The 20,988-nt window shown below is 70.5% G+C and carries 16 protein-coding genes; 12 read left to right on the top strand and 4 right to left on the bottom strand.

From position 1 onward, the window contains the following. Window positions 1–95 precede the first annotated feature (95 nt). Window positions 96–1,865: an ABC transporter substrate-binding protein gene (locus ACGFK0_RS12785; protein WP_392903780.1), complete on the top strand. Its 1,770-nt coding sequence runs from the start codon at window positions 96–98 to the stop codon at window positions 1,863–1,865. A 134-nt stretch (window positions 1,866–1,999) separates the two neighbouring features. Further along, window positions 2,000–3,310: an MFS transporter gene (locus tag ACGFK0_RS12780; protein ID WP_392903778.1), complete on the top strand. Its 1,311-nt coding sequence runs from the start codon at window positions 2,000–2,002 to the stop codon at window positions 3,308–3,310. Between the two features lie 7 nt (window positions 3,311–3,317). Here ACGFK0_RS12780 and ACGFK0_RS12775 read toward each other — a convergent pair whose 3' ends face one another. Together ACGFK0_RS12775 and ACGFK0_RS12770 are read right to left on the bottom strand one after the other, a co-directional pair. Then, a complete protein-coding gene (locus tag ACGFK0_RS12775; protein ID WP_392903776.1) occupies window positions 3,318–4,631 on the bottom strand; it encodes an adenosylmethionine--8-amino-7-oxononanoate transaminase in 1,314 nt (437 codons plus the stop codon). Further along, window positions 4,628–6,091: a CCA tRNA nucleotidyltransferase gene (locus tag ACGFK0_RS12770; protein WP_392903773.1), complete on the bottom strand. Its 1,464-nt coding sequence runs from the start codon at window positions 6,089–6,091 to the stop codon at window positions 4,628–4,630. The genes ACGFK0_RS12775 and ACGFK0_RS12770 overlap by 4 nt, the downstream gene beginning before the upstream one ends. 380 nt (window positions 6,092–6,471) lie before the next feature. Between ACGFK0_RS12770 and ACGFK0_RS12765 the strand changes: the two genes are divergently transcribed. The 6 genes from ACGFK0_RS12765 (at window position 6,472) to ACGFK0_RS12740 (ending at window position 14,768) form a co-directional block, all read left to right on the top strand. After that, on the top strand, window positions 6,472–7,017 hold the full coding sequence (locus ACGFK0_RS12765) for an aminoacyl-tRNA deacylase (RefSeq protein WP_392903771.1): 546 nt from the start codon (window positions 6,472–6,474) through the stop codon (window positions 7,015–7,017). A 181-nt stretch (window positions 7,018–7,198) separates the two neighbouring features. Beyond that, window positions 7,199–9,667, top strand: a complete 2,469-nt coding sequence (locus ACGFK0_RS12760) for a DUF6049 family protein (protein ID WP_392903769.1) — start codon at window positions 7,199–7,201, stop codon at window positions 9,665–9,667. After that, window positions 9,663–11,393: a murein biosynthesis integral membrane protein MurJ gene (gene murJ, locus ACGFK0_RS12755; protein WP_392904061.1), complete on the top strand. Its 1,731-nt coding sequence runs from the start codon at window positions 9,663–9,665 to the stop codon at window positions 11,391–11,393. The genes ACGFK0_RS12760 and murJ overlap by 5 nt, the downstream gene beginning before the upstream one ends. Before the next feature lie 192 nt (window positions 11,394–11,585). Continuing rightward, window positions 11,586–13,211, top strand: coding sequence for a protein kinase family protein (locus ACGFK0_RS12750; protein ID WP_392903766.1), 1,626 nt, complete (start codon window positions 11,586–11,588; stop codon window positions 13,209–13,211). Window positions 13,212–13,395: 184 nt separating this feature from the next. Continuing rightward, complete coding sequence (sigM, locus tag ACGFK0_RS12745; protein WP_392903764.1) at window positions 13,396–14,004, top strand: RNA polymerase sigma factor SigM; 609 nt, start codon at window positions 13,396–13,398, stop codon at window positions 14,002–14,004. Then, on the top strand, window positions 14,001–14,768 hold the full coding sequence (locus tag ACGFK0_RS12740) for an anti-sigma factor family protein (RefSeq protein WP_392903762.1): 768 nt from the start codon (window positions 14,001–14,003) through the stop codon (window positions 14,766–14,768). Before sigM ends, ACGFK0_RS12740 begins: the two co-directional genes overlap by 4 nt. 56 nt (window positions 14,769–14,824) lie before the next feature. On the opposite strand, the gene ACGFK0_RS12735 is transcribed toward ACGFK0_RS12740, so the two are convergent. Next, a complete protein-coding gene (locus ACGFK0_RS12735) occupies window positions 14,825–15,397 on the bottom strand; it encodes a dienelactone hydrolase family protein (protein ID WP_392903760.1) in 573 nt (190 codons plus the stop codon). Window positions 15,398–15,520: 123 nt separating this feature from the next. Between ACGFK0_RS12735 and trxB the strand changes: the two genes are divergently transcribed. After that, on the top strand, window positions 15,521–16,474 hold the full coding sequence (gene trxB, locus ACGFK0_RS12730) for a thioredoxin-disulfide reductase (RefSeq protein WP_392903758.1): 954 nt from the start codon (window positions 15,521–15,523) through the stop codon (window positions 16,472–16,474). A gap of 73 nt (window positions 16,475–16,547) precedes the next feature. Further along, window positions 16,548–16,862, top strand: coding sequence for a thioredoxin (gene trxA / locus ACGFK0_RS12725; RefSeq protein ID WP_392903756.1), 315 nt, complete (start codon window positions 16,548–16,550; stop codon window positions 16,860–16,862). Window positions 16,863–16,984: 122 nt separating this feature from the next. On the opposite strand, the gene ACGFK0_RS12720 is transcribed toward trxA, so the two are convergent. After that, a complete protein-coding gene (locus tag ACGFK0_RS12720; protein WP_392903754.1) occupies window positions 16,985–17,602 on the bottom strand; it encodes a GNAT family N-acetyltransferase in 618 nt (205 codons plus the stop codon). 379 nt (window positions 17,603–17,981) lie between these two features. Between ACGFK0_RS12720 and ACGFK0_RS12715 the strand changes: the two genes are divergently transcribed. Together ACGFK0_RS12715 and ACGFK0_RS12710 are read left to right on the top strand one after the other, a co-directional pair. After that, entirely contained in the window at window positions 17,982–19,214 is a 1,233-nt protein-coding gene (locus tag ACGFK0_RS12715; protein WP_392904058.1) for a PLP-dependent aminotransferase family protein, read from the top strand. Window positions 19,215–19,317: 103 nt separating this feature from the next. After that, entirely contained in the window at window positions 19,318–20,259 is a 942-nt protein-coding gene (locus ACGFK0_RS12710) for a D-alanine--D-alanine ligase (protein ID WP_392903751.1), read from the top strand. Window positions 20,260–20,988: the final 729 nt, after the last annotated feature.

The raw sequence follows: 20,988 nt of genomic DNA, 5'->3' as shown, positions 1-20,988 counted from the left end.
AAACGGTGATGTACCGGCCCCTCGTCACGCTCCGGCCCTACTGTGACACCGCCGGTGACTACGGCCACGTTCCGAGTCTTCGAGGTGAGAACCTGATGGCACGCGAGATGTTCAAGGTGACGGTGGGGCTGACGGGGCTCGTGCTCGGCCTTGCGGGGTGCGCCGGGGGAGGTGACGACGCGTCCGCGGCGGGCAGTCCCCGCGACGGCGGGACGCTGAAGATCGTCGGCTCGTCCGACGTCGAGCACCTCGACCCCACGTCCGTGGCCAGCGTCGGCGCATACGGGCTCGCCCGCACGTTCGCGCGGACGCTGTTCGGGACGCGGGCGTCAAACGACTTCCAGGAGACGATCCCCGTCCGGCCCGACGTGGCCGCGCGGATCCCGACCCGGGAGAACGGCGACGTCGACAAGGACCGCAGCACGTACACGGTGCGGCTGCGCGACGGCGTCCAGTGGAACACCGACCCGCCGCGTCCGGTGACCGCGCACGACTTCGTCCGCGGCTTCGAGCGGCTGTGCAACCCGGCGTCGCCGTCCGCCGGCAAGGGGTACTTCGTCTCCACGCTCAAGGGCATGGAGGAGTTCTGCGCGGGCTTCGGCTCCGTGGACGCCAAGGACGCCGAGGCGATGGCGGCCTACCAGCGCGACCACGAGATCGAGGGTGTCCGCGCGAAGGACGACCGGACGCTCGTCTTCGAACTGAAGCAGCCCGCGAGCGACTTCCTCCATCTGCTCTCGCTGCCGTACACGGCCGCCGCGCCGAAGGAGTACGACACGTACATCCCGGACTCGGCGGAGTTGAGGCAGAACACGATCTCGAACGGCCCGTACCGGATCAGCGAGTACCGTCCCGGCATGTCGTACCTGCTCACCCATAATCCGGCATGGCGGCAGAACAGCGACCCCCTCCGCGAACGGCATGTGGAGAAGATCCAGGTCACGCTCGGGCAGGACTCACCGGAGACCGTGCAGCAGCAGATCGAGCAGGGCGTCGCCGATCTCGCCTGGGACCAGCCGGTCCCGACGTCCGCGATCCCCCGGCTGCGCGACGATCCCAGGTTCGCGATCAGGGACACCCCGAGCAACAGCCCGTACCTGGTGTTCAACACGCTCAGCCCGAGCAACGGCGGCGCGCTGGGCGAACGCGAGGTCCGGCAGGCGCTGGAGTACGCCGTGGACCGCAGCGCCCTCATCAAGCTCGTCGGCGGCCCGTCGGTGGCCAAGCCGCTGCACACGGTCATCCCGCCCGGCAACTCCGGCCACGCGCCCGCCAATCACTACCCGACGCCCGGCGAATCCGGCGACCCCGCCAAATGCCGGGAACTACTCGCCAAGACCGGCCACACCGACCTCACGCTGCGGTTCCCCTACCGCACCAACAGCGTCCACAAGCTCATCGCCCAGTCCATCGCCGAGAACCTCGACGCCTGCGGCGTGAAGACCGAACTCAGCGCCGACTCCGGCGGCTCCTTCTACGCCGGCACGATCTCCACGCCCGCGAACGCCCGCGAAGGCAAATGGGACATCGCCGCCCCCGGCTGGACACCCGACTGGTACGGCAACAACGGCCGCTCGATCATCCAGCCGCTGTTCGACGGCCGCACCTACGGGCAGAACTCCACCAACTACGGCGGTTACGACAACCCGGAAGTCAACGCCCTCATCGACGCGGCCCTCACCGCATCCGACCCGTCCCGCGCCGCCGGCTACTGGCAGCAGGCCGACCAGAAGATCATGCAGGACGCGGCGATCATTCCGCTGCTCGACCGCGCCCACACGATCTTCCACTCGTCCCGCGTCCGCAACGCCTACTTCCTCCCCACCACCGCCGGCTACGACTACACGCGCGTTTATTTGCAGTGATTCTTAGGGTCGGCGCGGGGCCGGGGTGCGGGCTGGGGTCGCTGACACGGGTTCAAACGCGAAGCCCTCGGGCCCGGGGGCTGGCGTGGGCGGAAGCGGCTCTTCTTGGGCAAGGGAGCACATATGGTGATCTGATGCGTTCTGGCGAGTTGCGGGAGATCCTGCGTGGGCGGGATTTTCGGCGGCTCTATGCGACGCGGCTGGCCTCGCAGTTGACCGACGGTGTCTTTCAGGTGGCCCTGGCCGGTTACGTGTTCTTCTCCCCCGAGCGGCAGACGACGGCGGGCAAGGCCGCGGCGGCGTTCGCGGTGACGTTGCTGCCGTATTCGGTGCTCGGTCCGTTCGCCGGGGTGTTCATCGACCGGTGGCGACGGCGGCAGATCCTGGTGTGGACGCCGGTAGTGCGGGCCGTGCTGGTGCTCCTTGTCGCGGGGCTGGTCGTGGCCGGGCAGGACGGGGCGGGCTTCTTCCTCGGCGTGCTGGTCGTGCTCGGCGTCAACCGGTTCTTTCTCTCGGCGCTGTCGGCGGCGCTTCCCCTCGTGGTTCGACGCGATCAACTGGTCACCGCCAACGCGTTCTCGGTCACGTCCGGGACCGTCATCGCGTTCGCCGGCGGCGGGATCGGCTATCTGCTGCGGCTGCTGTTCGGCGGCGGGCACGACGGGACGGCGCTGATCCTCCTGGCGGCGGCGGCCCTGTTCCTGCTGGCGGGCTCGATCGCGACCCTGCTGCCGAAGGGGCTGCTGGGGCCGCACCCGTCCGAGGACGCCGTGGCGGGGCTGGTGAAGGCGGAGGCCCCGAGGCTGGTCGAGGCGCTCCGTACCGTCGTGGACGGCCTGGTGGACGGGGCGCGGCACATCGCACAGCGTCCGCATGCGGCGCTGGCGCTCGGCGCCATCTCGTTCCACCGGTTCCTGTACGGCATCGTCCTGATCATGACGCTGCTGCTGTGCCGGAACCACTTCGCGGACGGTCCCGACGAGGGCCTGCGGACGTTCGCGGTGATGCTCGGCGTGTCCGGCGCCGGCTACTTCGCCGCGGCGCTGATCACGCCGGCGGTGGTGCGGCGGATCAGCAAGCAGGCGTGGGTGGCGTGGCTGCTGGCCGGGGCGGCGCTCAGCCTGCTCGTGCTGGGGACGCCGTTCACCGAACGCGCCTGGGCGGCGGCGGCGTTCGCGCTGGGCGTCGTGTCGCAGGGCGTGAAGCTGTGCGTCGACACGACCTTGCAGGAGTCGATCGACGACGCCTACCGGGGCCGGGTGTTCGCCGTCTACGACATGCTGTTCAACGCGTTGTTCGCGGCGGCCGCCGCTGCCGCCGCGACCTGGCTGCCGGTCGACGGACGCGCCGGCCTCACCCTTCTCATGGTCATCGCCGCGTACGCCGGGGGCGCGGTCGCCTACCGGTCGGCCGCCGCCCGCAGGCCCGCCCACGCCCTCCGCTAGAGGGCCGCTAGAGGGATTCGGCGATGGCGTGGAGGGCGGCGGCGATGTGCAGAACCTCATCGTCCGTGCAGACGTAGGGCGGCATCGTGTAGATCAGCTTGCCGAACGGGCGCAGCCAGACGCCGTGCGCCATCGCGATCTCCTGCACGGACGGGACGTCGACCGGCTCCCGCGCCTCGACCACGCCGATCGCGCCGAGGACACGGACGTCGGCGACGCCGGGGAGGTCCGCGGCGTCGTCCAGTTCGCTGGTGAGGATCGCCTCGATGGTGTCCACTTCGTCCCGCCAGTCGCGCGACATCAGGAGGTCGACGGACGCGGCGGCGACGGCGGCCGCGAGGGGATTGGCCATGTAGGTCGGGCCGTGCATGAGGGCGCCCGCTTCGCCCGATGTGATGCCGTGGGCGACGCGGTCGGTGCACATGGTGGCGGCCATGCTCAGGTAGCCGCCGGTCAGGGCCTTGCCGAGGCACATGATGTCCGGGGTGATCTCGGCGTGGTCGCAGCCCCACAGCTCACCCGTCCGGCCGAACCCGGTCGCGATCTCGTCCAGGACGAGGAGGAGGCCGTGCTCGTCGGCGATGTCGCGGAGGGCGCGCAGGTACTCGGGGGCGTAGAAGCGCATGCCGCCCGCCCCCTGGACGACCGGCTCCACGATGATCGCGGCCAGTTCGCCCGCGTGCTCGGCGGCCAGCCGGGACAGCTCGTCCAGGTACGCCCGGTCGGGTTCGGCGGAGTAGCCGAGCGGTGGCGGCGGCGCGAACACGTGCTTCGCGAGGACGTCGGTGAACAGGTGGTGCATGCCGTTCACCGGGTCGCAGACCGCCATGTCCCCGAACGTGTCGCCGTGGTAGCCGCCGCGGACGGTGAGCAGCCGGTGCCGTTCCGGCCGTCCCCGCGACCGCCAGTACTGCAGCGCCATCTTGATCGCGACCTCGACCGCGACGGATCCGGAGTCGGCGAAGAACACCTTCGTCAGCGGCTCCGGGGTGATTTCGACGAGCCGCTCGGCCAGCCGGACGGCGGGCGGGTGGGTGAGCCCGCCGAACATGACGTGCGCCATCTTGCCGAGCTGCCCGGTGACGGCCGCGTTCAGCTTCGGATGGTTGTAGCCGTGCACGGCCGCCCACCACGACGACATCCCGTCGATCAGCTCGGTGCCGTCCGCCAGCGTCAGCCGGACGCCGTCCGCCGACACGACCGGCAGGGCCGGCGCCGACGCGGGAACCGGCGCGTACGGGTGCCAGATGTGCTCCCGGTCGAACTCCAGCATCCGCTCGGTCTCACGCGGGCTCATCCGCCCGAGCTGAAGCGGGATCATTCGGCGCGCCCCTCCTCGGGGAGGATGCCTTCGGCGGCGGCCCAGCGGCGCAGCTCGTCCGCTGCGGCGTCCTTGCCGATGATGCCGCGGTCGAGCCGCACGTCGAGCAGGAACCGGTACGCCCTGCCGACGAGCGGGCCGGGCGTGATGCCGAGAATGTCCTGGATCTCGTTCCCGTCGATCTCGGGGCGCATGGAGGCCAGCTCCTCCTCCTGCGCCAGCCGCTCGATGCGCGCCTCCAGGTCGTCATAGGTGCGGCGCAGCCGGTCGGCCTTGCGCTTGTTGCGCGTGGTGCAGTCGGCCCGGGTCAGCTTGTGCAGGCGGGAGAGCAGCGGGCCGGCGTCGCGGACGTACCGGCGGACGGCCGAGTCGGTCCACTCGCCGGTGCCGTAGCCGTGGAACCGCAGATGCAGCTCGACCAGCCGGGACACGTCGGCGATGACGTCCTTGGGATAGCGCAGCGCGACCAGCCGCTTGCGCGTCATCTTCGCGCCGACGACCTCGTGGTGGTGGAAGGAGACCCGTCCGCCCGGCTCGAACCGGCGCGTGCGCGGCTTGCCGATGTCGTGCAGGAGGGCGGCGAGCCGCAGGACGAGGTCGGGCCCCTCCTCTTCCTGGGCGATGGCCTGCTCCAGGACGATCAGCGAGTGCTCGTAGACGTCCTTGTGCCGGTGGTGCTCGTCGATCTCCAGCCGCAGCTTCGGCAGCTCGGGCAGGACCTGCGCGGCGAGGCCCGTCTCCACGAGCAGCGCGAGCCCCTGCCGCGGGTACCGCCCGCAGATCAGTTTGGACAGCTCGTCCCGTACCCGCTCCGCCGACACGATCTCGATGCGGCCGGACATGTCCGTCATGGCGCGGACGACGTCCGGTGCGACCGTGAAGCCGAGCTGCGAGGCGAACCGGGCGGCGCGCATCATCCGCAGCGGGTCGTCGCCGAACGAGTCCTCGGGCTTGCCGGGCGTCCGCAGCACCTTGTCCCGCAGGTCGGTGAGCCCGCCGAACGGGTCGACGAACTCGTGCCCGGGCAGCCGCGCCGCCATCGCGTTCACCGCGAAGTCGCGCCGCCGCAGGTCCTCCACCAGGGACGTCCCGTACGAGACGTCGGGCTTGCGCGACTTCGGGTCGTAGGACTCGCTGCGGTAAGTGGTGATCTCCAGCTCGACGCCGTCCTTGCGGAGGCCGACCGTGCCGAACTCGATGCCGATCGTCCAGTGCGCGTCCGCCCAGCCGCGGATGATCTCCAGGGTGCGCTGGGGCGGGGCGTCGGTGGTGAGGTCGACGTCCTTGGTCTCACGGCGCAGCAGCGCGTCCCGGACCGGACCTCCGACCAGCGCCAGCTCGTGACCGGCCGCCGCGAACCGGGTTCCGAGATCGTCGGCGACGGGGGCGATCCGGCGCAGCAGTTCGGCGATCGCGGTGCGCCGCGGCTCAGGGGTCACGTTGTGGTTGGGCACGGCCATCGAGCGTATTTCCTTGATAGACGGGCTGACAAAGGACTTTCCGACGATCAGCGGGGCCCTGCACGGGAGGCCTTGCAGGCCGAAGAAGGACGGGGCCCTTCACATGCCGCGATCCCCGGGTTACGTTCTGGACACTCCGATGACGCCAGCGCGACCGCCGGTGAGCCTCCCGCACGACAACGGTAGCGGGATACCGAAGGGCCACGGCCCGCCGCATGTGCGGCAGAGGCGCATCGTGAAGGTCTTACGTGACGTATGGCGGGGGTTAAACCGGACGTCTCGGGTATGTGGGGATATCCCTCGCAGAATGCGATGCAGGGGGACACAGGGACAACAGTCACGGGGGTGAGCGGGGCGACCCCCGCGGGATGGAGACGATCATGAAGGACGCTCTGACCATCCACCGCGCGCTGCTCGAACGGGAGGCCGTGCACGAGATCGTGCGACTGCCCATCGCGCTCACCACCGCGGACGAACTCCCCCGGGCCCTCGGCCTTCCGCCCGGACGGTGCCTGGTGACGCGCGTCTACTCCTGCGACGGCGGCTACCCGGGCCGCCGCTTCCTCACCGGCGTGATCGTCCCGGCGGGTGAACGCCCGTCCATGGAGGCGGTACGGCGCGCCGTCGGGGCCAAGGCCGTCCACCCGGCCCACGCCGACCTCGTCAACGCCGTCACCGAATACGCGGCGGGCCTCGTCTGCCCGTTGCTCCTACCGGACGACATGCCCCTGCTGATCGATCAGCGCGTCATGGACACACTCCCGGCCGACGACGTCGTCTACACGGCGACCGGCGAAGCGTCCACCGCCCTGGGCATCAGAGGCCGGACCCTCTACTCCCTCTCCCACGCCGAACCGGCAGACCTCTCCACCCCGGCCTCCACCCCGGCCGCGACCGCCCACGCCCCCCGGCACCCGGTCCCCTGACCCTGCCACCACCGCGCGAAACCAGGCTCAACCGGTGAGAAATGCCATGAGCACCCCGATGCCATAAACTCGCCGGTGTGGTGCGGGACATCTATGCCCGCCGTCCGGAGGCGGCCAGGTCCGTTGCCGCTGCGGCTCCTGCAGTCGGTGCGGCGCTGGGCGCGCCCTGCGCGGATTCGGCGTGAGAAGAGTCAAACGTGCGGTCGCGCTGGCCGCTCTACTCCCCTGCGTCGCGTTGGCGACACCACCGGCCCTGATGCCGTCGGCCGGCGCGCACGTCGAGAAGCGGGCCCCGGTGGGCCTCGCGGTCACGAAGGTCACCCCGAAGACCGTGCACGCGGGCTCGAAGATCCAGATCTCGGGCGTGGCGAAGAACCGCTCTGACCAGCGGTTGGACGGGCTCACGATGAGGTTGCGCTACAGCGCGCAGCCGGTCGTCAGCCGCAGCCAGCTCGACCAGTACGCGTCCGGCCGGCCGCAGCTGATGCCCAATATCGGCCCGCAGCAGCGGCTCACGGGCATCGCGGCACCCGGCGCGACGCAGAACTGGGGGTTCAAGACCAGCACCAAGGAGCTGCGGCTGCGCGCGCCCGGAGGCACGCCGGGCGTCTACCCGGTGGGTGTCGAGGTTCTGAACTCGGCGCAGCAGGTGGTCGGCGGGCTGACCACGTTCGTGACGTTCATGCCGAAGGACCCGCAATTCAAGCCGGTGGCGATCAGCTGGGTGTGGCCGCTGATGGACCGGATGCACCGGACGAACGACCGGACGTTCTTCGACGACCGGCTCTCCAAGGACATGTCGCCCGACGGGCGGCTCGGCGCGCTCGTCGAGGCGGCCGCCGCGACCGACACGCCGGTCACGTGGGGGATCGACCCGGCTCTTCTGGACGACGCGCAGCGGATGGCGTCCGGCGACTACACCGTGGACCCGTTCGGCGCGAAGAAGGGCACGCGCAAGGAGAAGAGCACGGTCGCGGCGGCGTGGCTGGCGTCGTTGAAGGAGGCCGTCAAGGACGACCCCTACTTCACCGTCCCGTACGCCGACCCGGACGTCGTCGCGCTCGTCCGCCACAAGATGCCGCGCGACATCGGTGTCGCGTTCGACGACCGGAACACCGGTGTCGCGACCAAGGCCCTCGGGCGGGCGGCGAACTCGCATGTCGCGTGGCCGCCGTACGGTGCGGCGGGGCCGGGGACGCTCGAACAGCTCGCCAAGCACGAGCTGAAGGACGGCGGAACGTTCCTGATGAGCAGTTCGCAGTTCCAGAACCCGCCGCAGGGATCGCTGCCGAACGCCACCACGACGATCCCGACGCGGCAGGGCAAGAAGAACGCCCTGCTGTACGACGCCGGGATCAACAAGATCGTCAGCGAGGGTTCGGACTCCGCCGGCGGGGCGCTGCTGACCGAGCAGCGTTTCCTCGCCGAGACGGCGATGATCGCGGCGGAGGCGCCGAACGTGCAGCGCACCCTGGTCGTCGCACCCGACCGGAACTGGGACCCGGCGCCCGGCCTCGCCGAGGACCTGCTCGATTACACCGCTGACGCGGACTGGCTGCGCGAGCTGCCGCTGAGCAAGATCGAGTCCGCCGAACCGCAGCCGAGGGTGTTCAACGGCTACCCCGACGCCTACGAGCGGCACGAGCTCGGTGACGCGCATCTGGAGCAGCTACGGGCCATCACCCGCCGGGCCGCGACGTTCCAGTCCGTGATGACGGGCCAGGTCAACATCTCCTACGAGCGCGCCCTGCTGCGCCTGGAGTCGGTGGCGTGGCGGGCGTCGCCCAGCCAGGCCAAGCGGGCCCGCAACGAACTCGCCGATCAGCTCGAAGCGGACATGAACCAGGTCCGCATCGTCACCACCAAGAACAAACGGGTACTGATGGGGGGCAGCACGGGCAAGCTGCCGGTACTCGTGGAGAACACCCTGAGTAACCAGTCGGTGAAGGTCCGGCTCGTCGCGACGTCCGAGAACACCGCGAAGCTGCAGCTCGGTCAGCTGGACCCGGAGGAGGCGGTCATCGAGCTGCGGCCCGGGGAGCGGGCGCAGCGCTGGATTCCGGCGCAGGCCGCGGGCAACGGCAACTTCCGTGTGCAGCTGGACCTGATGATCCCGGGCTCGGGCGGCAGGACGCTCGGCGACGGCGAGACCATCACCGTCGTCACCACCGGGTACGGGCGCATCGCCTTGCTCATCACGGGCGGCGGACTTGCCGTACTCTTCGTGGGCGTCGGAGTGCGGGCCATCAGAGCAAGGCGCCGCCGGAATTCGGAGGCAGCCGGTGACGGGTCGACCGGAACGGGACCAGCAGGGACCGCAGAACAGGGAAACGGGTTCCCCGGCACGTTCGCAGGGCCCGGGGTTCCCGCCTCCGCCGAATTCCCCGGGACACCCGGGGCAGGGCTATCCGGCACAGGGCCATCCGGCACAGGGCCATCCGGCACAGGGCCATCCGGCACAGGGCGGCCCCCAGGGACAGGGATATCCCCAGGGCCCGCCGCCCCAGGGCCCGCCGCCGCAGGGGTATCCGGCGCGGGCGCCGCAGAACCCGGGGACGGGATACCCGACCCCGCCGCCGGCGGGAACTCCGCCGGGCACGGGAAACACGCCGCCGGCAACGGGGAACGTCGCGGCCGAGACGGCGATTGACCTTCCCGTCCCCGGCGGGAAGCCGCCCGCGGGTGAGACGGTCGTCGACACGCTCCCCGGCGAGCAGCCAGGTGAGGCGGGCGGCGGCGGCAGGGAAGCGGGCGGCGGCGTCCTGCGGTCCGGCGCGATCATGGCGGTGGGCACCCTCGCGTCCCGCGTCACCGGGTTCCTGCGGACGGCGGTCATCGTCGCCGCGCTCGGCACCGGATTGCTCGCCAACGCCTACAACACCGCCAACACCGTCCCCAACCAGATCTACGACCTGCTGCTCGGCGGCATCCTCGTCAGCGTCATCGTCCCGCTGCTGGTGCGGGCCAAGCAGCGCGACCGCGCCTACGGCGAGCGGTACGAACAGCGGGTGTTCACCCTCGCGGTGATCGGCCTCGGCGTGCTGACCGTGGTCGCCGTGCTGTGCGCGCCGCTGTTCATCGACGTGCTGGCGGGCAGCTTCACCGGCGACCAGCGGGCCGTCGCGGTCCTGTTCGCGCGGTTCTTCCTGCCTCAGCTGTTCTTCTACGGCGTCGGCGCGTTCGCCGGGGCCATCCTCAACACGCGAGGCAGCTTCGGCGCACCGATGTGGGCGCCGGTGCTGAACAACCTCGTGGTGATCGGCGTCGGCGGCGCGTTCCTGGCGATCACGGCCGGCGCGGTCGACCCGTCCGGCATCTCCGACGGCCAGATGCTGCTGCTGTCCATCGGCACCACCGGCGGGATCGTGCTGCAGACGATCGCGCTGTGGCCGTCCCTGCGCCGGGTCGGGTTCCGGTGGCGGCCCCGCCTGGACTTCCAGCGCGGAGAGCTCGGCGAGGTCGGCCGGATGGCCGGCTGGACGCTGGTGTACGTCATGGCCACGCAGGCCTCGCTCGCCGTGGTGACCGCGCTGTCGAACCGTGCCGGCAACCTCGCCGTGGACGAGGGCATCGGCCAGGGCTACGGCTACACGCCGTACTTCAACGCCTACCAGCTCTTCCAGCTGCCCTACGCGATCGTCGGGGTCTCGGTGATCACCGCGCTGCTGCCGCGGATGAGCCGGTTCGCCGCCGAGGGCAAGACCGCCGACGTGCGCGCCGCGTTCTCCAGCGGACTGCGGCTGTCCTCGGTGATCATCATGCCGGCGGCGGCGCTGATGCTGGTGCTCGGCCCGGAGATCACCACGGTGCTGTTCGCGCACGGCAACACCTCCGCCGAGGACGCCCTGGTCATCGCCCGGGTGATGCAGATGTTCGCGATCGCGCTCGTGCCGTTCTCCACCTACCAGCTGATGCTGCGGGTCTTCTACGCGCACGGCGACACCAAGACGCCCGCGCTGGTCGGCATCGTCGTCGTGACGACCAACATCATCATGGCGTTCACCGCCTACAGCGTCCTCGGCGTCAAGTGGATCGTGGTCGGCATCGCCGGCGGGTTCGCGATCACCAACGTGGTCGGCGCCATCACCTGCTGGCTGGTGCTGCGCCGCAAGCTCGGCGGCATCGACGGACGGCGCATCGTCGGCGGGCACCTGAAGCTGCTCGTCGCCATCTGGCCGCTGGTCGGGTTCGCCTACGCCGCGCAGCGGGTCGCCGACGCCGTCGGCGACACCACCACGATGCTCCCGGCGCTGGTCACACTGGTCGTCGGCTCCGCCGGCGGCGGCCTGCTGTACCTGCTGTTCGCCAGGCTGATGCGGGTGGACGAGGTCCAGACGGCGATCGCCACGTTCGCCCGCAAACTCCCCGGCCGCTGACCCGCGACCGGAAAGCCGCGCAAAGTAAAAAGGACGCGCGGCGATAAGGCGGGCCACTTGTGCGAGTAGCCACTACCATGTGGGGGACCACGGCTTGCGGGGCGACACCCTGGGGAACGCAAAGAGGAGGGTCGGAGGCGTAAGCTGCCACGCCACTAACATGGGATCTGACCACCTTTCCAGGACGCTGCCGTGAGCACGTCCGTCATTGAGCCCGGCACACGTCTCGCCGGCCGCTACCGGCTCGAAGAGCGCATCACCGACTCGGGCGGCTCCTGCCTCTGGAAGGCCATCGACGAGATCCTCGCGCGGGCCGTCGCCGTCCGCACCTTCGATCCGGAGTTCCCGCGGATCCACGAGGTCGTCACGGCCGCCCGCGCCGCCAGCCGGCTGACCGACCCGCGGCTCACCCAGGTGTTCGACGCCGACGACAGCGGCGAGAGCGCCTACGTCGTCAGCGAATGGGTCGTCGGCGAGAACCTGGAGGGCATGCTCACCAAGGCGCCGCTGGAGCCGGGCCGCGCCGCGACCCTGCTGTACGAGGCGTCCGAGGCCATCGCCGCCGCGCACTCCGCCGGGCTGTCGCACCTGTGCCTCACGCCCCGCGACCTCGTCTGGACGACCGGCGGCACCGTCAAGCTGCTCGGCGTCGCGACCGACGCCGTCCTCGGCGACCGGCACACCGACGACCCGGCGGCCGAGGACGTCCGCGGCCTCGGCCGGATGCTGTACGCGGCGCTGACCGCGCACTGGCCCGGCGACGAGGACGGATCCGGCCTGCCCGCCGCACCCGCCGTCGACGGGGTCCCGTACGCGCCCAGGCAGGTCCAGGCCGGGATCTCCCACGCGGTCGACGCGATCGTCTGCCGCTGCCTCGGCATCGGCACGCCGGCTCAGCACGCCGAGCCGCTCGCGTCCCCCGCCGACCTCGCCAGAGCGCTGCGCGGCGTCCCGCGGACCCCGCTGCCGCTGTTCGCCGGCCTCGGCCACAGCCAGCCGTCGTCCCCGCGGTCCGCTGGCCCACGTCGTCCCGCCACGGCGTCGACATCGGCGTCGACGCAACCCCATCGGCCGCCCGCGCACCCCCCGGCGCCCTCACACGTCCCGCCGCCGCGGACGCGGAACCAGCACGGCGACTACCCGCCTCCGCCGGTGTCGTCGTCCACCCGCACCACCCCGGCGCGTGGCCGCGGCGCGCACGGCGCCGACCACCGCCACGGCAACCGCGCCCTCATCGGCGTCGCCGCGGCCGCGCTCACCGTCATCGTCGGCATCGGCGTGTGGGCGGTGTCCGGCATCGCGGGCGACGGCGAGTCACCGGACGGCGGCGTCACCGACAAGGGCCAGCAGAGCACGCAGGCGGAGCCGTCCACGGTGAAACTGGACGTGCAGAACGTCGCCGCCGCCCAGGACTCGAGCCCAGGCCATCAGGACACCTCGATCGGCCAGGGCGTCAACACGCTCATCGACGGGCGGCCGGACGGCAAGTGGGAGACCCAGAGTTACGCCGACCCCGACTTCGGCCGGTACTCCAAGGGCCTCGGCGTCCTGCTCGACCTGGGCAAGCCCGTCAAGGTCGCCAAGGTCACGATCCACTCACCGTCCAGCGGTGGAGTTCTGCAGGTCAAGGTCGGTGAATCGAGGTCACCGGGGAGCCTGAAGTCCGTCGGTCAGCAGCCCGCCAACGGCGGCGAGCTGACCATCACCGTGAAACCCCAGGCCACCGGCCAGTACGTGCTCGTATGGTTCACCCAGCTTCCCTCCTCGCCCCACAAGGGCAAGTTGGGCGAGATCACCGTTCACGGTTCCGCGGGCTGAACTCGCTCCTCACGGGGGCCATGAGCTGTGACGTGGAGTGGTGCATGTCTGTATCGTGCCTGTGAGCACGAATGTCCCCTCGCCCCCAGGAATCTGTGGTGCCTTCCCCAGCAGCCGGTCGCGGACGCCCGGCACCGACCGGGCGTCCCGAACGAGAAAGCGGTCGCTCATGACGTCGGTGAGCATGCGTCGCGTTGACGAGGTGCCCGACAAGGAGCTCCTCGTCCGCCATGCCCAGGGGGACCCGCACGCCTTCGCCGAACTCGTGCACCGCCACCGCGACCGCATGTGGGCCGTCGCGCTGCGGACCATCGGCGACCCCGAGGAGGCGGCGGACGCGCTGCAGGACGCCTGCCTTTCGGCGTTCCGCGCCGCCGCACGGTTCCGCGGGGACGCGGCCGTCACCACCTGGCTGCACCGGATCGTCGTGAACGCCTGCCTGGACCGCATCAGGCGCAAGTCCGTCCGGCCGGCGACGCCGATGGGCGACGACGCCACGTTCGACGCCGTCGCGCCGAAGATGCCCGACCCGACCGACGCGCACGGCGTGTCCCTCGACGTCCACACCGCGCTGAGGGAGCTTCCGTTCGAGCAGCGCGCGGCCCTCATCCTCGTCGACATGATGGGCTACTCCGTCGAGGACGCCGCGCAGGTCATGGAGGTCCCGCCCGGAACGATCAAGAGCCGGTGCGCGCGGGGACGTGCCCGGCTCGCGCCCCTTCTCGTCCATCACCGGAACCGACGGGAACGCAAAAACGTCGGAGGTGTGGAAGGAGGTGGCATGCCCAAGTGAACCCCGCACATCTTGACTACGACGTCCTGGCCGACCTGGCCGAGGGACTGCTCGAAGACGACGAAGCCGCCTCCGTCAACGCGCACCTCGACACCTGCGCCGACTGCCGTGACCTGTCCGCCGACCTTGCGGACGTGTCCCGGATCCTGGCGGAGGCACCCGCGCCGTCCATCCCCGCCGAACTGGCCGAACGCATCGACACCGCGATCGCCGCGGAGTCGCTGAACGAAGCCACCGTGGTGAGCATGGAGCAGCGGCGCGGAAGGCGGCATTGGCGGATACTGTCGGCCGCCGCCGCGGCCGTGATCGTGGCCGGCGGCGGCGCGGTGGTCGGCTCGGTCGCCTTGGGCGGGGCGGACGGCGGCGATGGCGCGGCCTCGGCCCCGGCACAGGACAATCCCAAGCCAACCGGTTTGGAAGGTATGGACCCGAAGTTCGCGCCGTCGGCCGCGCCGGCGTTCAAGGTCTACCGCAGCCGCACCGACTACCGGGCCGGGACGCTCGGCACCCAGGTCGAGAAGCTGCTGGACGGCCGGCGGGAGCAGGGCGCGGGCGAGTCGCCCGGGCCCAGGCTCAGGGGATGCGTCTACGGCGTCACCAAGGGGCAGGCACCCGCGCTGGTCGACCAGGCCGACTATGAAGGCAACCCGGCCATCGTCATCGCGACACGCGGCGCCGACTCCGGCAAGTGGAACGTGTGGGTCGTCGGGCCGGACTGCTCGGCCGGTGACCAGCACGTACTGAAGACGCTAGAGAACGCCTGACCACATATTTCGGAGGCCATGGGCGGGAGTGTCCGCCCATGGCCTCCGGTCGTCCATCAGAGGGAGCCCAGGAACTCCAGGGCGATCGTCCAGGCACGCTCGGCGGCCTCGGCGTCGTGGTCGGACAGGTCCGGGTCGGTGAACAGGTGCCCGGCGCCCCGGTACCGGAAGATCTCCACGTCCGCGCCCGCCCTGCGCATCCGCAGATACCAGGCGTTCAGCCAGTCGACGGGTTCGTAGGTGTCGGGGTCGGCAACGTGCAACTGCACCGGGATGTCGGTGGACACGCCGTCCGCCATGTCGGACGTCCCGTGCATCAGCAGCAGCCCGCCCGCCTTGGGGTCGGCGAACGCGAGGTTCTGGGCGAGGGAGCCGCCGAGCGAGAACCCCGCGTAGACGAGACCGCCGCCACCCACCAGCGGAGCGGCCGCCGCCACCGCGCGCCGCAGCAGCTCGTCCCGGCCGATCTCCTCCTTGATCTCGATGCCCGCCTCGGGCGTGTCGACGACCCGCCCGTCGTACAGGTCGGGGACGTGCACCTCGTGCCCCGCCGCCCGGAGCCGGTCCGCCGCCTGGCGCACCGCCGGACGCAGCCCGTACATCGAGTGAAGAAGCAGAACGCGCGCCATGTCACACACCCTAAGCCCGGCCGGTGACAGCATGCCGGGAATCAGCGGGGCTTAGGATCGGTTGACGCGACTGGCAGGCCGGGTCGTGCGGCCCAGACGGCCAACAAGGAGAGGCGCAGAACAGTGAGCGACGTCCGCAACGTCATCATCATCGGCTCGGGCCCCGCGGGCTATACGGCCGCCGTCTACGCGGCCCGCGGCGACCTGAAGCCGCTGGTGTTCGAGGGTTCGGTGACGGCCGGTGGTGCGCTGATGAACACCACCGACGTGGAGAACTACCCCGGTTTCCCCGACGGGATCATGGGGCCGGACCTGATGGACAACCTGCGCAAGCAGGCCGAGCGTTTCGGTGCCGAACTCATCACCGACGACGTCACCGGGGTCGACCTCACCGCCGACCCGAAGGTCGTCACGGTCGGCGACGAGACCTACCTCGCCAGGACCGTGATCGTCGCGACCGGCTCCGGTTACCGGGAGCTGGGGCTGCCGGACGAGAAGCGCCTGTCGGGACGCGGCGTCTCCTGGTGCGCGACCTGTGACGGCTTCTTCTTCCGCGAGCAGGACATCGCCGTCGTCGGCGGCGGCGACACCGCGATGGAAGAGGCGATCTTCCTCACCAAGTTCGCCCGCTCCGTCACCGTGATCCACCGCCGCGACCGGCTGCGCGCGTCCAAGATCATGCAGGACCGCGCGTTCGCCAACGAGAAGATCAAGTTCCGCTGGGACGCCGAGGTCACCGCGATCGCCGGCGACGACCGCGTCACCGGCGTGACCGTCCGCGACACCAAGACCGGCGAGACGTCCTCGATGGAGGTCACCGGACTGTTCATCGCGATCGGCCACGACCCGCGCAGCGAACTGTTCGCCGGCCAGCTGGAGACCGACACCGACGGGTACCTGCTCGTCGACGCCCCGACCACGAAGACGAAGGTCCCCGGCGTGTTCGCCTGCGGGGACGTGGTCGACCACATCTACCGTCAGGCCATCACCGCCGCCGGCACCGGCTGCGCGGCCGCCATCGACGCCGAGCGGTGGCTCCAGGACCAGGACGCCGCGGAGACCGTCCCGCAGGCCTGACCCGGCCGGGGACACGAACGCCAGGCACGCGGTGGACGCTCGCCCGCTCCGCCGCGAGAACAGAGGGAGAACCATGAAAGCCGTGACCGACGCCGACTTCACGTCCGAGGTCCTGGACAGCGACAAGCCCGTCCTCGTCGATTTCTGGGCCGAGTGGTGCGGCCCGTGCCGGATGGTGGCGCCGATCCTGGAGGAGATCTCCAAGGAGCACGGCGACAAGATCGACATCGTCAAGCTCAACATCGACGAGAACCCGCAGGTGCCGCAGAAGTACGGCATCATGCAGATCCCGACGATGAACGTCTACAAGGGCGGCGAGGTCGTCAAGCAGATCATGGGCGCCAAGCCGAAGGCCGCCCTCCTGAAGGACCTCGCCGACTTCATCTGAGTCCCCGTGGCTGACAGAGGCCCGGCGGGCGGGAGCGACACTCCCGCCCGCCGGGCCTCGCCGTAAACCCCCCGCCGAAGGAAGGCGCTCCAGCGCCTGACGCCAAGGGCACTGAAATGAACTCAGACGGGTCGTAGAGCACCCTCGGGGGTCATGGAGCCCAGAAGGCGTTCCAGGGCCACCTCGACGTCCTCACGCCACGACAGGGCCGACTTCAGCTCCAGCCGCAGCCGCGGATACCGGTGATGCGGGCGGACGGTCTTGAACCCGACCGACAGCAGATAGTCGGCGGGCACCATGCAGCCGCCGTCCTCGCCCTTCAGATCGCCGAACGCCTCGATCGCCTTCACCGCGCGCCGGGTGAGGTCCTTCGCGACGCCCTGCACGAGCATCCGGCCGAGGCCGCCGCCCGAGAACTCCGGCAGGATGTGCGCGGTCATCAGCAGCACCGCGTCCGCGCTGACCGGGCTCGTCGGGAACGCCACCGAGCGGGGCACGTACAGCGGCGGCGCGTACATCACGAAGCCCGCCGGGACGTTGTCGACGTACACGATCTTGCCGCAGCTGCCCCATTCGAGGAGCGTCGAGGAGATCCACGCCTCCTTCTCCAGACCGGAGTCACCGGTTTCCAAGGCCCGGTCCCGGGTCACCGGGTCCAGTTCCCAGAACACGCAGCCGCGGCAGCGGTGCGGCAGATCACCCAGATTGTCCAGCGTGATATTGACGAGACGACGCGACACCGGGTCGGCACCCCCTGTTGCGATCCTCGACCGCCCGGCCTGAAGCCTGTGGCCGGGCCGTCGGCTTCTCGGGCGGAACGCCGTTCGCGGAAGTTCCCGGCAACATTCCGGGATCCTCGGGCATCGTATCGGACGGGGGAGTATCCACCCGGGCGGCACGCCCGGTGCGGATCTTACGGCGGGTCCGCCCGCCGGCCGAGGCGACGTTCGTCCAGCACTGCGTCCCGGACGGCATTGGACGGCACGCCGGGGTTCCGCCCGGATCGCCCCGGCCGATGCCGTAGTTTGCAGGCAAGCCAGTCCACCTCGGAGGTGCCTCGTGGAACAGCACTCGCGTTCAGACGCCTACACCGATCGCTACGCCGCCCGTGCCGCCGGCATGGTGCCCTCGGAGATCCGGGCTCTGTTCGCGATGGCCGCCCGCCCCGAGGTCGTCTCGCTCGCGGGTGGAATGCCGTACGTCTCGGCGCTCCCCCTCGACGCCGTCGGCCGGATGATCGGCGACCTCGTCGGCGGCAAGGGCGCGGAGGCTCTGCAGTACGGGTCCGCGCAGGGCGACGGGCTGCTCCGCGAGCACATCTGCGACGTGATGTCCCTCGAAGGCATCCAGGCATCCGCGGACGACGTCGTCGTCACGGTCGGCGCCCAGCAGGCGCTCGACCTCATCACCAAGATCTTCGTCGACCCGGGCGACGTCATCCTCGCCGAGGCCCCCTCCTACGTCGGTGCGCTCGGCACGTTCGCGTCCTACCAGGCCGACGTCGTCCACGTCCCCCTCGACGAAGCGGGCCTCATCCCCAGCGCGCTCCGCGAGACCCTGGCACGGCTGCGCCGCGAAGGACGCTGCGTCAAGTTCCTCTACACCGTGCCGACGTTCCAGAACCCGGCCGGCGTCACCCTCACCACCGCCCGCCGCGCCCAGATCCTCGAGATCTGCGCCGAGCACGACGTGCTGATCATCGAGGACAACCCGTACGGACTCCTCGGCTTCGAGGGCGAACCGATGCGGGCACTTCGAGCGGACGACGCCGAGCGTGTCATCTACCTCGGTTCGTTCTCCAAGACGATCGCCTCCGGCCTTCGCGTCGGATGGGTGCTGGCGCCGCACGCCGTGCGGGCGAAGCTCGTCCTGGCCGCCGAATCCGCGATCCTGTGCCCGTCGAACTTCTCGCAGTTCGCCGTCCGTGAGTATCTCGCCACGCAGCCATGGCGGGAACAGATCAAGGACTTCCGCGAGCTTTACCGGGCCCGCCGCGACGCGATGCTCGAATCCCTCGAACAGGTCATGCCGGACGGCTGCACCTGGACGCGTCCCGCCGGAGGGTTCTTCGTCTGGTTGACGCTCCCCGAGGGGCTCGACGCCAAGGCGATGGCGCCGCGCGCGATCGCCGAGCGTGTCGCCTACGTTCCGGGCACCGGCTTCTACGCCGACGGAACCGGCCACCGGCACATGCGGCTGTCCTACTGCTTCCCCGAACCCCACCGGATCCGCGAAGGCGTCCGCCGGCTCGGGGCGGTGATGGAACACGAGATCCGGCTCAGGGACACTTTCGGTGGGACCGTCGCGGGCGGCTCCACCGGCGTCCAGGCTCCGGGTCCGGACGTCGTCTGAATGTTTCACGTGAAACGCGCCGGCCTCCCGGACCGCTGAGTCTTCGCGCCCAGGGAAGCCGGCGCGTTCTTTCATCACCACATCACCTAGAGGGGCACCAGCAGTGGAACTCGGGCACGTCGTCGTCCTGGCCGGGGGACTGTCCTACGAGCGGGAGGTCTCCCTCCGCTCCGGCCGCCGAGTCACGGACGCCCTGCGCTCCCTCGACATTCCCGTCGAACTCCGCGACGCGGACGCCACCCTCCTGGACTCCCTCACGGACGATCCCCCGGACGCGGTGTTCCCCGTCCTGCACGGTGCCGCGGGTGAGGACGGCTCCATCCGGGATGTCCTCGAACTCCTCGGCATCCGCTACGTCGGTGCCCGCCCGGACGCCTGCCGCGTCGCCTGGGACAAGCCGACCGCCAAATCCGTCGTCCGCCGCGCCGGCCTCCAGACCCCCGCCTCGGTCGCGCTCCCCAAGGAGGTCTTCCACGACCTCGGCGCCGCCTCCGTTCTGAGCCAGATCATCCGGAGCCTCGGACTCCCCCTCTTCGTCAAGCCCACCCGGGGCGGCTCAGCGCTCGGCGCCTCGGTCGTCCACGACGCCGCCGACCTGTCCGCCGCCATGGTCGGCTGCTTCGCCTACGGCGATGCCGCTCTGGTCGAACGCTTCGTCTCCGGCACCGAGGTCGCCGTCAGCGTCATCGAACGCGACGGCACCCCCATGGCCCTGCCCGCCGTCGAGATCGTCGCCCCCGGCGGCCTCTACGACTACACCGCCCGCTACGACGCCGGCGACACCGAGTTCGTCACCCCGGCCCGCCTCACCCCCGACGCCACCGCCCGCGCCACCGCTGCCGCCGTCACGGCCCACCGCGCGCTGGGTCTCCGGGACGTGTCCCGCACCGATCTCATCGTCACCCCCGACGACGAGGTCCACTTCCTCGAAGTGAACGTCGCCCCGGGCATGACCGAGACAAGCCTCTTCCCCCGAGCCGTCAGCGGCGCCGGTCTCGACCTCGGCGAGGTCTGCCGAGACCTCCTCCTCTCCCACTTCCCCTAGCGTCAGAACCACCCTCACCTCGGGCCGGCGGGGTGCATCAAGCCGCCCGATACGCGTGGCCTGGGTTTCACGTGAAACCCAGGGTTGGCCTTCAGAGGTCAAGGCATCCTCAACCTCGGTGCTTTGAGTCGCTCGATACGTGTCGTTGTGGTTTCACGTGAAACCGAGGGTTGGTCTTGCCTCCGAAACGACCGAGGCTTGACCGGGGTCGACGGAAGACGGTCCCTGGGCCGGTGCGTCCGCCCCGCACCGACGGCGAGTGGATCCGGCGCGCGGCCGCTCCGTTCGGCGATGATCGACACCGGCGGGCCGAGGAGGTCCATCGACCGGCTCAATTGGCGCGAGGGCCGCAGCGCCGTCGGGCGTCATGCACGGTGGCGGCTCAGCGTGAGGTGTTTCACGTGAAACGAAGGGACGCTCAAGCCGTCGGCGAGGTGCGCTTGTCCGCGCCGCATTGAGGGTTGTGATCCACCCGGGCGCCGAGCCTGCACGGGGCCGGTGCTGTCACACGAAGCTGCGCCGCACACGGGGACGAAACTTCCTTCGCGAAGGGACTCATGCCCGAGGACGGCGGCGCCGCGGGAGGCGCCGTCTCTACCGTCCGCGTTCGTGGCATCGGACGGCTCCGCCCGCCAGGAGCGTTTCCCGGCAGGCAGTCTTCGCTCCACAAACGGCCTAACCCCGGCTGGGCCCCCTCGGACAGTTCTCCACGCCAGTGGGGGTCAGTGG

Source organism: Spirillospora sp. NPDC048823 (genome assembly GCF_043198445.1).
GTDB lineage: Bacteria > Actinomycetota > Actinomycetes > Streptosporangiales > Streptosporangiaceae > Spirillospora.
The sequence above is the reverse complement of the archived record's forward strand: the minus strand, read 5'-3'. Positions and strand labels throughout refer to the sequence as shown.

What these genes read in the sequence shown, in the direction of transcription:
- ACGFK0_RS12785 (WP_392903780.1), top strand. Translation starts at nt 96, where the DNA reads ATGGCACGCGAGATGTTCAAGGTGACGGTGGGGCTGACGGGGCTCGTG.
- ACGFK0_RS12780 (WP_392903778.1), top strand. Translation starts at nt 2,000, where the DNA reads ATGCGTTCTGGCGAGTTGCGGGAGATCCTGCGTGGGCGGGATTTTCGG.
- ACGFK0_RS12775 (WP_392903776.1), bottom strand. Translation starts at nt 4,631, where the DNA reads ATGATCCCGCTTCAGCTCGGGCGGATGAGCCCGCGTGAGACCGAGCGG.
- ACGFK0_RS12770 (WP_392903773.1), bottom strand. Translation starts at nt 6,091, where the DNA reads ATGGCCGTGCCCAACCACAACGTGACCCCTGAGCCGCGGCGCACCGCG.
- ACGFK0_RS12765 (WP_392903771.1), top strand. Translation starts at nt 6,472, where the DNA reads ATGAAGGACGCTCTGACCATCCACCGCGCGCTGCTCGAACGGGAGGCC.
- sigM (WP_392903764.1), top strand. Translation starts at nt 13,396, where the DNA reads ATGCGTCGCGTTGACGAGGTGCCCGACAAGGAGCTCCTCGTCCGCCAT.
- ACGFK0_RS12735 (WP_392903760.1), bottom strand. Translation starts at nt 15,397, where the DNA reads ATGGCGCGCGTTCTGCTTCTTCACTCGATGTACGGGCTGCGTCCGGCG.
- trxA (WP_392903756.1), top strand. Translation starts at nt 16,548, where the DNA reads ATGAAAGCCGTGACCGACGCCGACTTCACGTCCGAGGTCCTGGACAGC.
- ACGFK0_RS12715 (WP_392904058.1), top strand. Translation starts at nt 17,982, where the DNA reads ATGGTGCCCTCGGAGATCCGGGCTCTGTTCGCGATGGCCGCCCGCCCC.